Origin of the sequence: Stappia sp. 28M-7 (assembly GCF_014252955.1) — a bacterium.
Lineage (GTDB): Bacteria > Pseudomonadota > Alphaproteobacteria > Rhizobiales > Stappiaceae > Stappia.
This window is the reverse complement of the sequence record NZ_JACMIA010000001.1, coordinates 3,190,011-3,202,531: the sequence shown is the minus strand read 5'-3', so window position 1 is coordinate 3,202,531 and position 12,521 is coordinate 3,190,011. Positions and strand designations below refer to the sequence as shown.

The following is a 12,521-nucleotide window of genomic DNA, read 5'->3' as shown; positions in this document are numbered from 1 at the left end:
CCATGGCGGTCCGGCGGCCGGGGACCATCGCTGAGCTTGCCGCCGGTGGCAAGCCGGCGCTCGCCCGCACGCTGTCGGCCATCGAGACGGCCGCGGCTGACCCTGCGTTCCTGCAGCTTCTCGATGAGGCGGCAGGGGCGGCGGGCGGCCGCGTTCTCGGGCTTACCGGCCCGCCGGGCGTCGGCAAGTCGACGCTGACCAACGCCCTGATCCGCGCCTATAGGGCGCGGGGCGAGAGCGTCGGCGTGATCGCCGTCGATCCTTCCTCGCAGATCACCGGCGGCGCGCTGCTCGGCGACCGCACGCGGCTTTCCACCGATCCGGAAGACACGGGCGTCTTTGTGCGCTCCATGGCGGCGCGCGACCGGCTCGGCGGGCTTTCCGACCATGCCATCGCTGCCGTCGTCCTGATGCGCGCGGTGATGGACCGGGTGATCGTCGAATCCGTCGGCATCGGCCAGTCGGAGGCCGACGTTGCCCATGTCGCCGACACGCTGGCCCTGTGCATCCAGCCGGGCTCGGGCGACAGTCTGCAATTCATGAAAGCCGGAGTGATGGAACTGCCCGACCTGGTGCTGGTCACCAAGGCGGACATGGGCGCGCTGGCGCGGCGTGCAGCCGCGGACGTGCAGGGCGCGCTATCGCTGGCCCGCCCGGCGGGTGCCGGTCTGCCGGCGGTACTGACCGTCTCGGCGACGGCGGAGCAGGGGATCGCGGAGGCGGTCGCGGCGTGCGATGCTCATGCGGCAAAGCTGGAGGCCGGTGGAGAACTGGCCGGGCGCCGCAAGCGGCAGCAAAGGCACTGGGTGGTCGATGCCGTCACCCGGCGTTTCGGTACGGTGGGGCGCGATGTCTGCGACATCGATGCTGCGCTGGCCGAGAGCGGCGGGCCGTTCCGTGCCATTGCGCGGCTGGATGCGCAGCTGCGGACCCGGATTGCTCCCTGATCACGCTCTCAGCGGCACGCTCTGCTGGTCCTCGCCCGACAGGCGGGCCTCCGCCTGGGCGATGGCTGCCGGCGGGATGGGCCGCGACAGATAGAAGCCCTGCAGGCGGTCGCAATTGGTCCGCTGCAGGATCATCGCCTGCTGTCGGGTCTCGATGCCTTCTGCCACCACCTTCATGCCCAGTGCCTCTCCAAGGTCGATGATCGTCGACAGGATCGCATGGGCGTGCGGGGCGATTTCCAGGTCGGCAATGAAGGAGCGGTCGATCTTCAGCGTGTCGAAGGGGAAGCGGCGCAGGTAGCTGAGGCTGGAATAGCCGACGCCGAAATCGTCGAGGGCGACGCGCACGCCCATTTCCTGCACCTGGGTGAGGATCTTGAGAATGTCGTTGTCGTTGTCGGCAAAGACCGACTCGGTGACCTCGATCTCCAGCCGCGACGGCTCGAAATTGCAGGCCTCCAGCGTGCCGCGCAGATCCTCGATGAAGCGCGGATGGCGGAACTGGGTCGGCGAGACATTGACCGCAAGGCCAAGATGCGGCCAGGCGGCGGCGTCCTGGCAGGCACGGCGCAGCACATAGAGGCCCAGATCGTTGATGAGGCCGGTTTCTTCGGCAATCGGCACGAAGGTCGCCGGGCTGATCGCACCCATTTCCGGATCCGTCCAGCGCAGCAGGGCCTCGACCGACAGGACCTTGGTGCCGTCGATGGTGGTTTGCGGCTGGTAGACGACGTCGAGCTTGCTGCGGGCGATGGCATCGCGCAAGGCGTGCGCAAGGCTCTCGCGGGTGCGCACATGCTCTTCCATGCAGGCCTCGAAGAAGGCCCAGCGGCCGCGGCCGCTCGCCTTGGCCGAATAGAGCGCGATGTCCGCCTTGCGCAGCAGCTCGCCCATCGACAGGCTGTCTTCCGGGGCGATGGCGGCACCGACGCTCAGGCTGACATGCAGGTGGTTGCCGCCGATATACATCGGCACGGCGAAGCGATCCTGCATGCGCTTCAGCACCTGTTCGATCAGCTCCCGGGATTCGCAGCCGGGCAGCAGCAGGGCGAACTCGTCGCCGCTGATGCGCGCGAGCGTCGCCTCTTCTGGCACCAGTACGCGCAACCGGCGGGCCGCCTCGCGGATCACCTCGTCGCCAGCGGCATGTCCGAGCGTGTCGTTGATGTCCTTGAAGTGGTCGAGATCGATATAGATCACGCCAAGCAGGCCCTTGGCGGCATGCCAGCTTGCCAGCTCCTCGCGGAAGCTGCTGGCGAAATAGTCGCGGTTGGCAAGGCCGGTCAGGCTGTCATGCAGCGCGGCGTGCTGGGCCCGGGCCTCGCTTTCGGCGAGCCGGCGCGTGTTCTGGCGGGTGTAGAACAGCACCAGGCCGGTGAGGCCGGCGATGGTCGCGGCAAGGAAGAACAGGATCGGCCCGACGCCCGACAGGATCGAGGAGCCCGGGTTCTCCGCCTGCCAGGCGAGATAGCCGATATTCTGGGCGCGCGGGTTGCGCAGCTCCATGCTGGCGGGGGTGCCGGCCGGATTGGTGATCGAACGCAAGCCGGTGATGCCCGAGCGTTCGGCGAGGGCTTCCAGCCGCTCGGAATCCAGTTTCTTGAGGCTGACGACTACGGCCGGGCCACGGCGCTTGGACAGGAACTGCTTCAGCTCCGGGCTGATCGCCGTCGCCGCGACCATCGCCGGCTCGCCTTCGAAGGAGGCCAGGCCGGTTTCGTACAGCGACCGGGTGAAGCCGCTCGGCGGACGCTCGATGTAGAACAGGCCGGACGGCAGCCGGTCGAAACTGGCGATGAAGCGGGCCCGCGCCCGGGCCACCAGCGGCTTGATGTCATCGAGCAGCGCCGCGGTCTGTTCCACCGGCATGCGCTTGCCACGGACGGAATTGTAGATCGGGTTTCCGTCGATATCGATGATGATGGTCTGGTCGTGGCCGTAGTTGGCGAAGAGCCACAGGCCGATATTGCTGTCGAGCCAGTCGATGCTCAACGTTTCGGGCCGGGCGTAGAAAAACGACTGGTCCCAGACCGCGACGCCTTCCTGTTCCTTGGCCAGCAGCTCCAGCTGGAGGTTGGTGCTGCCTCGCAGAAGGGAGCGTTCGCTGTTGAGGGCGGCGATGTCGGCGGACCGGGACGTATAGGCGATCAGCGCTACCGAAAACGCAATGGCGAGCAGCACCAGTCCCACAACGGGAAACAGGATAGCATTTGCCAGACGTGCGCCTGTGTCGGTTCGTGTCGCTACCATTGCGAGCCCCTCGATAATGCGGCGAAGGTGCCATGGCGGCTGTTAACAAATGACCATCAATGCTTGGTTAATCTGCGTAAACACCTGTTTTGAATTTCTTATCATCCGCAATGACTTAGCCCGTATTCTCATGTTTTGATGGTCGGTTGCGGTTCTCCCGGCAGCGTTGGGAGCAGTGGCGGACTTCGTCCCATGCGAGGCGCCATTTGCGTCGCCACGCAAAGGGACGGCCGCAGGTCGCACAGACTTTCTTCGGCAGGTCGCCAGGCTTGCGCATCTTCATGGTTTGCGATCTTCGGCGGTGTCGAGCGCCAGCGAGAGCTGGCCGGTGTCGGGTGGCGAGCGCTTGCCGCGCGCGGGTACGGAAAGGCCGCTGCGCCGGCTGCCGTGACGTTGCTGGATGCGGTCGGCGGCATCGCGAAACCCGGTGGCGGCGCGCCGCCCCCAGACTGCCTCGCGGGCATGGCGTGCCGCCGCCAGATGGTCGACGATGGGGGCAGGATAGCGGCTGCCGAGCAGGCCTGCCGCGCCCTCCCACTTCCACGGCTCGTGAAGGAACCGGTCCGGCACCTTCGCCAGTTCCGGCACCCAGGCCCGCGTGAAGCTGCCATCCGGGTCCTGGTCGATGCCCTGCTTCACCGGATTGTAGATGCGCACGGTGTTGATGCCGGTGGTGCCGGACTGCATCTGCACCTGCGGCCAGTGAATGCCCGGCTCGTAATCGGTGAACAGGCGGGCGAGATGCTCGCCCGGCCGGCGCCAGTCGAGCCACAGGTGGTAGCTCGCCACCGCCATCAGCATCGCGCGCATGCGGAAGTTCATCCAGCCGGTGGCGGTGAGCGCCCGCATGCAGGCATCGACGAAGGGCAGGCCGGTCTCTCCGCGCATCCAGGCCGCAAGGCGGGCGGGCTCGCTTTCCGCGGGCGGGCGCAGACCGTCATAGGCGCGGTGCAGGTTGCGGAATTCCAGCGAGGGCGCATCCTCAAGCTTCTGCATGAAATGCGAACGCCAGTGCAGGCGGCCGTCGAACGAGGAGAGCGACTGTCGCCACCCGCGAGCGGATGCGGGGCTATCGCGCAAGGCACGCTGGCGGGTGCGGCAGGCCTGCAGCGTCTCGCGCAGCGACAGGGTGCCCCAGGCCAGATGCGGTGAGAGGCGCGAGCAGGCGTCGAAAGCAAGCACGGGGCTGGACATGGCCGCGCGGTACGGCTCGCCCCGGCGGTGGAGGAAGCTGTCGAGGCAGGCGAGGCCCGCCGGTCGGCCGCCAGGCTGTCGGCCGGGGCAGAGGTCTGTCGCAAGTCCGAGGTCGGCAGCAGCCGGAATGTGCCCGGTATCGGCAAGCGAGAGCGGGGCGAGGACGGGAGCCGCGACCTGCGGCGCGGCCATGTCGCGCTCCCATCCTGCCGCCCAGCCGTCGCGGCTGCGCAGCCGGCGGGTCACGCCGTCCTGGCGCAGTTCGTGCCAGGGGACCCCATGCGCCCGGCACCAGGCGCCGACTTGCCGGTCGCGGGCGAAGGTCCAGCCGTTGCCCGTCTCCTGATGCGACCACAGGACGGCGATGCCCCGCGCGGCATGGACGCGGGCGAGGACTTCGACCACCTCTCCATGACGAATGACCAGCGGCTGGCCGAGGCGGGCGAGATCCGCGTTGAGCGCGGTCAGGGCTTCGGCGACGAAAGCCCAGTGACGGGCGGACATGTCCGCTTGCCGCCACAGGTTCGGTTCGACAACGAACAGGGGCAGGACGGGCCCACGCTCCGCCGCCCGCGCCAGCGGCTCGTGGTCATGGGTTCTGAGGTCGCGCTTGAACCACACGACCTGCAAGGCAGGGGCGGGAAAGGAGGTCACGGCAATCGTCTTCGTCGGCAATGTCGAGCGTCGGCGAGCCCGGCGTTCAGGATCCGCCGGCGGGCGAGGTGTGGGTGGCGAGGCTGCGCTCGATGGCGGCGCGCAGGCGCGGGGAATCCGGCTCGGTCATCGGCGAGTACCAGTCCACCAGCCGGCCGTCGGGGCCGATCAGATATTTCTGGAAGTTCCAGCGCGGGGCGCCTAGCGGTCCGGCTTCGCGTGTCACCCACTTGTAGAAGGGCGTTGCCGCCTCGCCGCGCACCGAGGTCTTGTTGGTCAGCGGAAAGTCGACCCGGTAGGCGGAGCGTGTGAAGTCCTCGATATCGCCCTCCGTGCCCGGCTCCTGTCCGCCGAAATCGTTGGAGGGGACGCCGATCACGACCAGCCCGCGGTCGCGATAGGTCTCGTACAGCGCCTGCAGCGGCGCATATTGCTGGGTGAAACTGCAGCGCGAGGCGGTGTTCACGACGAGGACGGTCTTGCCGCGATAGGCGGAGAGCGGCATTGCCGAGCCGTCGATTGCTGTCAGCGAGAAGTCGTGTGCGTTCGCCTCGTCCGCCCGAACGGGCGCGGGCAAGACCGCGCCAAGGGCGATGAGTGCACAGGCAAGGCTTGCAAGCAGACGGTTCATGGCCGGATCCTCCCGTTCGTCATGTGTTACGTTGAAAAAAGGCCGGCGGATTGCCGCTGCGGTTTCCGCGCCTGCTCGTGAAGAGCGGTGCATGGTCCGGAGAACGACGGATTGCATGCTGAGGCAGGGGCCATACATGCTCCCGCGCGACCGACTGCCACCCAAAGACGAGCCGGGACCGAGCTTTCATGGACATTCGAGCGGGCGCCACCAGCCATGACATGGTGGAGAACCGGACCTTCGACGAGATCGCGACCGGCGACAGCGCCGTGTTGCGCCGTACCCTCGTCCAGCAGGATATCGACCTGCTGGCGGTGATCGCGGGCGGGGGCAGCGGCGGAGAGGGGGCCAGCGCCGGCCCGATCGTCACGGGATTGGTGTCGCTGCTGGTTGCGACGGAATTGCCGGGACCGGGCGGCGTGACGCTGGCGCAGGAGCTTGCCTTTCAGGGGCCGGTCTCTGCCGGCGATGCCCTGGTGCTGACGCTTGCCGTCACAGGGCGGGTAGCGGAGACGCGGGAACTGGTCCTGTCCTGCGAATGCCGCACCGAGGCGGGCCGGGCGGTCGCGTCCGGCACCATCCATGTGCGTGCACCGGACGAGAAGATCCGCCGGCCGAGGGTCGAACTGCCCGATATCCGCATGAGCCGGCACGAGCGGTTCCGCGCGCTGATGGCGGAAGCTGCCTCCAGTGCGCCGCCGGTTGCCGCCGTCGCCCATCCCTGCAGCGCGCCGGCCATTGCCGCCGCGGCGGAAGCGGCGGATGCCGGCATCGTCGTGCCGATCCTGGTCGGCCCGCGCGGGCGGATCGAACAGGCCGCGGCCGAGGCGGGCGTTGCCATCGACCGGTTCCGCCTGGTGGAGGCGCCGCACAGCCATGCAGCCGCCGAAGCGGCGGTGGCGTTGGTGCGGTGCGGCGAAGCCGCGCTGCTGATGAAGGGGTCGCTGCATACGGACGAACTGCTGCATGCGGTTCTCGACCGGACCAAGGGGCTGCGAACCGAGCGGCGCCTGTCGCATGTCTACCTGATGGACGTACCCGGCCATCCCCGGCCGCTGCTGGTAACCGATGCGGCGGTCAACATCGCTCCCGATCTCGCGATCAAGCGGGACATCATCCAGAACGCCATCGATCTTGCCCATGCGATGGGAATCGCGCTGCCGAAGGTGGCGATCCTGTCGGCGGTGGAAACCATCAACCCGAAGCTTGCCTCGACGCTGGACGCGGCAGCGCTCTGCAAGATGACGGACCGGGGCCAGATCACCGGCGGGCTCGTCGACGGCCCGCTGGCCTTCGACAATGCGATCAGCCTGGAGGCGGCGCGGGAAAAGGGCATCGTCTCGCCGGTGGCGGGCGAGGCCGACATCCTGGTGGTGCCGGATCTCGAGGCCGGCAACATTCTCGCCAAGCAGCTGACATTCCTGGCCGGGGCCGATGCCGCAGGCGTCGTCCTGGGCGCAAGGGTGCCGATCATCCTGACCAGCCGGGCGGACGCCGAGCGTACGCGCCTTGCCTCCTGCGCGGTCGCCGCGAAGCTCGCGCGTGCCCGTCTTGCCGCCGCCGGCGGGGAGGTCGGGGCATGAGCGGGCAGGGCGATACCGGCGCGATCCTGACGCTCAATGCCGGCTCTTCGAGTATCAAGCTGGCGATCTTCGACCTTGCCGCCGACGGGGCCTTGCAGCTCTGGCGGCGGGGCGAGCTGCGAGAGGATGGGGCGGGGCAGCGTTTCCGCCTGAAAGATGCGCAAGGCGGGCTCCTGGCCGATGAAACCTGGGCGGAAACGCGGTTCGAGGCTTCGCTCGGTCACCTTCTGGCGCGTATCGACACAGAACTGGCCGGGCGGCACCTTGCCGGCATCGGCCACCGGGTGGTGCATGGCGGGGCGGGTCACCGGATGCCGGAGGAGGTGACGCCGGAGCTGCTGGAACTGCTCGGCGATCTGGCGGAGTTGGCGCCGCTGCATGTGCCGCACAATCTGGCGCCGATCCGGGAGATCGCCCGCACGCGGCCCGGCCTGCGGCAGGTCGTGTGTTTCGACACGGCCTTTCACCGCACGATGCCGGCGGTTGCGACGCGCTTTGCCCTGCCGCGCGAGTTCGAGCGGCGCGGCATCCGCCGCTACGGGTTCCATGGCCTGTCCTACGAGTACGTGTCGCGGCGGCTGGCGATGCTGTCGCCGCGCGTCCATGGCGGGCGCGTGATCGCCGCGCATCTGGGCAACGGCGCCAGCATGTGCGGCTTGAGGGGCGGCGAGAGCGTCGACACGACCATGGGCTTCACGGCGCTGGACGGTCTGGTGATGGGAACGCGCTGCGGCGCGCTCGATCCGGGAGCCTTGCTGCATCTGATGCGATGGGAGGGGCTCTCTATCGACGATACGGAGCGGCTGCTCTACACCCGCGCCGGCTTGCTGGGCCTGTCAGGCATTTCCAATGACATGCGGGTGCTGCTGGAGAGCACGGAGCCGGCGGCGGCGGAGGCGATCGACGTCTTCGTCCATCGCATCGTGCGCGAAGCGGGGGCGCTGGCCAGCGTGCTCGGCGGGCTCGACGGCTTCGTCTTCACCGCAGGCATCGGCGAGAACGCGCCGGAAATCCGCGAGCGGGTCTGCGAGCGGCTGGGTTGGCTCGGCGTGCGGCTCGACAGGGCTGCGAATGCGGACGGGGCGCCGGTCATCTCCACGCCGGACAGCGGCGTCGAGGTGCGGGTGATCGCCACCGACGAGGAGGCGATGATCGCGGAGCATGTCCGCGACCTGCCGGCTTTGTGAGGAAAGACCAGCCTTCGCCGGTCAGGCGATGGCGAGAGAGGCGATCTTGAGCTCGTCGGAGACCTCTTCGGCCTCGCGCGCGACCTGCTCTGCCGTCTCGGCCGCGACCTCGGGAACAAGATTGGCGGCGCGGAAGCCCTCGCGGGCATAGTCCTCGAGCGCGTCGCTGCAGAACTCGCTGCAGGCGGCCACGACATCGCCCGGCTGGCGTGCCTGCAGCAGGCGCTCCGCGAGACGGACGTCCTTTTCCACCCGCAGGCGCAGGAAGTCGACCATCTCGACCTGACGGTCCAGCGTCGCGCGCAGCGCCTCGGATTGCATGCGGCCGATCAGGACCAGCGGGTTGCAATAGGCCATTTCGAACGGGACGAGGCTGGCATTGACGCCATCCCCGGAAACGGTCTTTCGAGTATCTGCCATTGTTGCGGACCTCCCTGCGAGCGTCCCTGTGTAGGGGACGGGATCATTGCGGTCGTCCACGACCGCGAGGATCATCCTAGCGTCGGCGTGTGGCAGAACGTTGATAAACGTCAAGCGCAGCTGCGACGGGGTGTCGCTGTCGGTGAGCTGTTTGAAGCGCGCTGCCGGAGCGTCAGATCAGCTGCAGGCCGCGAAAGCTGGCATGGCCGTCGCGCCCGACGATGATGTGATCGTGCAGGACGATGCCCAGCGTGCCGGCAATATCGGCGATCTGCTTGGTCATCTGGATGTCGGCGCGCGATGGTGTCGGGTCGCCGGACGGATGGTTGTGCACCAGGATCAGGGCACTGGCCGACAGTTCCAGCGCCCGCTTCATCACCTCGCGCGGATAGACCGGCGTGTGGTCGACGGTGCCGCGCTGCTGCACTTCGTCGGCGATCAGCGCGTTCTTCTTGTCGAGGAAGAGGATGCGGAACTCTTCCCGGTCGGAGAAGGCCATGGCGGTGCGCACATAGTCGATGACCTGCGACCAGGACGACAGCACGGTGCGCTCGCGAACCTGACCGCGCAGGAAGCGCTCGGCCACTGCATGGGCGAGCTTGAGTTCGTCCACCACCCGGTCGCCGACGCCGCGCACTTCCTTGAGGCGGGCCGGCGGGGCAGCCAGCACCTCGGCGAAAGAGCCGAAACGGTCGATCAGCGCCTTGGCCACGGGCTTGGTATCGGCGCGGCGGATCGGCGAGAACAGCAGCAGCTCCAGCAACTCGTAATCCTGCAGCGCCGCGTGGCCGCCTTCGCGGAAACGCTGGCGCAGCCGGTCGCGGTGCCCATGGAAATGCGGAGCGACGCCAGCATCGGAAAAGCCGTCGTCGGTGCCGTTCATTCCGCCCCCCTCCTGTGGTGCCGTCGTCAGTTGCGACCGAAGGTCAGCGGATTGTCGAGGCCGGCGGGCGACAGGGTGAAGATCTCGCAGCCCGTCGCGGTGATGCCGACCGAGTGCTCGAACTGGGCCGACAGCGAGCGGTCGCGCGTGACGGCGGTCCAGCCGTCGCCGAGCACCTTCACATGCGGCCGGCCGAGATTGACCATCGGTTCGATGGTGAAGATCATTCCCGGCTTCAGCTCGATGCCTTCGCCCGGGCGGCCGTAATGCAGGATGTTCGGCATGTCGTGGAACAGCCGGCCGACGCCGTGGCCGCAGAAGTCGCGCACCACCGAGCAGCGCTCGGCCTCGACGAAACTCTGGATCGCGTGGCCGATGTCGCCGGTGGTCTTGCCGGGGCGGGCCATCTCGATGCCGCGGAGCAGCGATTCGTAGGTGACCTCCACCAGACGCTCGGCCGCGCGCTTCAGCTTGCCGACCGCGTACATGCGGCTGGAATCGCCGTGCCAGCCGTCGAGGATGTAGGTGACGTCGATGTTGACGATGTCGCCTTCCTTGAGCGGCTTGTCGTTCGGGATGCCGTGGCAGACGACGTGGTTGATCGAGGTGCAGGTCGATTTGGTGTAGCCGCGATAGTTCAGCGTCGCCGGCAGGGCGCCGTTCTCGACGCCGAAGCGGTAGACGAAATCGTCGATTTCCTGCGTGGTGACGCCGGGCACGATCTTCTCGACCAGCGCGTCGAGGCAGCGTGCCGTCAGCTGTCCGGCCTTGTGCATGCCGGCGAAGTCCTCCGGGCCGTAGAGGCGGATCTGGCCGGTGTTCTTCAGGGGAGCCGTTGCGGCGTCGATATAGGTGACCATGCGAGATGCTCGTCCGGGCTGTTCGTGTCGCGGGCCCCACCGCCCGCCACGCCGCCGGGTCCGCGGCTGCTCCACCGGTGCGCGGCGCACGGGCGAAGAGGTCGGGGCGGGACTGGCTCCGCCGGGATTTCCAATAGCCTTAAAACGCGCGGGCGCGGGGCGCAATCCGCTTTCGCCGCAAGGTTGAGCGGCGCCGGGTGCGGAGCTGACGCAGGACGCTTGCCGGTGCACGGCGCGCTTCCCTCTTGCGTCCCCCCGAAGGTGCTTGTACCCAAAGCGGGCGCGGACGTGGTGGAACCGGTAGACACAAGGGACTTAAAATCCCTCGGCCTTGGCCATGCGGGTTCGAGTCCCGCCGTCCGTACCAAGGATTGCCGCCACGCATCGCAAGACGGGACGACGATCGCAGATCCCGGACGACGCCAGACGACGAAAGACGCCATTCCGTGATTTCGCTTCGCCCCGTGCTCAACGTCCTCGGTTTTCTCTATGTGGGTCTGGCGACGGCCATGCTGATCCCGGCAATGGTCGACGTCGCCGCGCGCAACGCCGACTGGCAGGCCTTCGTCCTGTCGGCGCTGATCACCGGCCTGATCGGTCTGCTGTTGTCCGTCGCCGTCGGCGGCGCGCTGACCGACGGTCTCGACATCCGCCAGACCTTCATCCTGACGACCCTGTCCTGGCTGACGCTGCCGGCTTTCGGGGCGCTGCCCTTCCTGTGGCTCGGTATCGGCTATGCGGATGCGGTGTTCGAGGCGGTCTCGGGCTTCACGACGACCGGATCGACCGTGCTGTCCGGCCTCGACAGCCTGCCGCCGGGATTGCTGGTCTGGCGCTCCCTGATGCAGTGGATGGGCGGTGTCGGCATTGTCGTCATGGCCATCGTGCTGCTGCCGTTCCTGCGCATCGGCGGTATGCAGCTGTTCCAGAGCGAGAGTTCCGACCGCAGCGAGAAGATCGTCGCGCGCTCGGTCGAACTGATCCGCCTGTTCGGGATCACCTATCTGTTCCTGACCTTCGTCTGCGTGCTGGCCTTCCTTCTGACCGGCATGACCGTGTTCGACGCGATCAACCACGCGATGACCACGATATCGACCGGCGGATATTCCACGCATGACCTGTCCTTCGGCTATTTCACCGATCCGGCGGCCGGCTGGGTCGCGGTGACCTTCATGCTGATCGGCGCGCTGCCCTTCGTCCTGATCATCCAAGCGCTGCGGGGACGCCCGCTGGTGCTGTGGAACGACCCCCAGGTGCGCGCGCTGCTCGGCCTCGTGGTGCTGACCTCGCTGGCGGTAACCGTCTATCTCGGCGCTGCGCTGGAGATGAACTTTTCCGAGGCGCTGCTCGCCTCGACGTTCAACATCGTCTCGATCATCACGACGACCGGCTTCGCCATGGGCGACTACACTACCTGGGGCCCGCCGGTGATCGGCCTTGCGCTGCTGCTGACCTTCGTCGGCGGCTGCACCGGGTCCACATCCGGCGGTATCAAGATCTTCCGCTTCCTGGTGTTCTTCGGCACGGTGCGGGCGCATGTGCGCCGGATGGTCAGGCCGAACCGGGTGATGTCGGAGCAATACGCCAATACCCGCCTGACGCCGGAACTGTCCTTCTCGGTCCTTGCGTTTCTCGTCGTCTACATGGGCTCGGTCGGCACGATCACGCTGGCCCTGTCGGGCTTCGGCCTCGACATTGTCACGGCCCTGTCGGCGGCGGCGACCGCGATCTCCAATGTCGGCCCGGGGCTTGGCCCGATCATCGGGCCGGCCGGCAACTTCGCCCCGCTGCCCGATGGCGCCAAGTGGATCCTGTCCTTTGCCATGCTGATGGGCCGGCTTGAGCTGTTCACCGTGCTGGTGCTGCTCGATCCCGACTTCTGGTCGCGCTGAGCCCGTTCAACTGACTGGAG

The 12,521-nt window shown here is 67.7% G+C and carries 11 protein-coding genes and 1 tRNA gene; 5 read left to right on the top strand and 7 right to left on the bottom strand.

Annotated features, from left to right (window positions below):
- The first annotated feature begins 2 nt into the window (after positions 1–2).
- Positions 3–947 (top strand): ArgK/MeaB family GTPase, encoded by a 945-nt coding sequence (locus tag H7H34_RS14325; protein WP_185925572.1) that lies wholly within the window; start codon positions 3–5, stop codon positions 945–947.
- Here the strand turns inward: H7H34_RS14325 and H7H34_RS14320 are convergent, their stop codons facing one another.
- The 4 genes from H7H34_RS14320 to H7H34_RS14305 form a co-directional block, all read right to left on the bottom strand.
- Positions 948–3,197, bottom strand: a complete 2,250-nt coding sequence (locus H7H34_RS14320; protein WP_120267352.1) for a bifunctional diguanylate cyclase/phosphodiesterase — start codon at positions 3,195–3,197, stop codon at positions 948–950. It abuts the gene before it with no gap.
- Positions 3,198–3,312: 115 nt separating this feature from the next.
- Positions 3,313–3,474 carry a DUF2256 domain-containing protein gene (locus H7H34_RS14315; RefSeq protein WP_120268303.1) on the bottom strand — a complete coding sequence of 54 codons (162 nt, stop codon included), beginning with the start codon at positions 3,472–3,474 and terminating at the stop codon, positions 3,313–3,315.
- Between the two features lie 2 nt (positions 3,475–3,476).
- Positions 3,477–5,045 carry an FAD-binding domain-containing protein gene (locus H7H34_RS14310; protein WP_209006229.1) on the bottom strand — a complete coding sequence of 523 codons (1,569 nt, stop codon included), beginning with the start codon at positions 5,043–5,045 and terminating at the stop codon, positions 3,477–3,479.
- 46 nt (positions 5,046–5,091) lie between these two features.
- On the bottom strand, positions 5,092–5,676 hold the full coding sequence (locus H7H34_RS14305; protein ID WP_185925570.1) for a glutathione peroxidase: 585 nt from the start codon (positions 5,674–5,676) through the stop codon (positions 5,092–5,094).
- Positions 5,677–5,864: 188 nt separating this feature from the next.
- On the opposite strand from H7H34_RS14305, the gene H7H34_RS14300 reads away from it, so the two are divergent.
- Entirely contained in the window at positions 5,865–7,259 is a 1,395-nt protein-coding gene (locus tag H7H34_RS14300; protein ID WP_245165086.1) for a bifunctional enoyl-CoA hydratase/phosphate acetyltransferase, read from the top strand.
- The gene (locus H7H34_RS14295; protein WP_185925569.1) at positions 7,256–8,446 is read left to right on the top strand and encodes an acetate/propionate family kinase; all 1,191 of its coding nucleotides are present in this window, start codon (positions 7,256–7,258) and stop codon (positions 8,444–8,446) included. Before H7H34_RS14300 ends, H7H34_RS14295 begins: the two co-directional genes overlap by 4 nt.
- A 21-nt stretch (positions 8,447–8,467) precedes the next feature.
- On the opposite strand, the gene H7H34_RS14290 is transcribed toward H7H34_RS14295, so the two are convergent.
- The 3 genes from H7H34_RS14290 to map all read right to left on the bottom strand — a co-directional run bounded on the left by H7H34_RS14290 (position 8,468) and on the right by map (position 10,609).
- Entirely contained in the window at positions 8,468–8,866 is a 399-nt protein-coding gene (locus H7H34_RS14290; RefSeq protein WP_120267356.1) for a hypothetical protein, read from the bottom strand.
- 172 nt (positions 8,867–9,038) lie between these two features.
- Complete coding sequence (gene radC / locus H7H34_RS14285) at positions 9,039–9,749, bottom strand: RadC family protein (protein WP_120267357.1); 711 nt, start codon at positions 9,747–9,749, stop codon at positions 9,039–9,041.
- A gap of 26 nt (positions 9,750–9,775) precedes the next feature.
- Positions 9,776–10,609, bottom strand: coding sequence for a type I methionyl aminopeptidase (gene map, locus H7H34_RS14280; protein ID WP_185925568.1), 834 nt, complete (start codon positions 10,607–10,609; stop codon positions 9,776–9,778).
- A 282-nt stretch (positions 10,610–10,891) separates the two neighbouring features.
- Here map and H7H34_RS14275 point away from each other — a divergent pair.
- Both H7H34_RS14275 and H7H34_RS14270 read left to right on the top strand, forming a co-directional pair.
- Positions 10,892–10,976, top strand: a tRNA-Leu gene (locus H7H34_RS14275).
- A gap of 79 nt (positions 10,977–11,055) precedes the next feature.
- A complete protein-coding gene (locus H7H34_RS14270) occupies positions 11,056–12,501 on the top strand; it encodes a TrkH family potassium uptake protein (RefSeq protein WP_371811399.1) in 1,446 nt (481 codons plus the stop codon).
- Positions 12,502–12,521 lie beyond the last annotated feature (20 nt).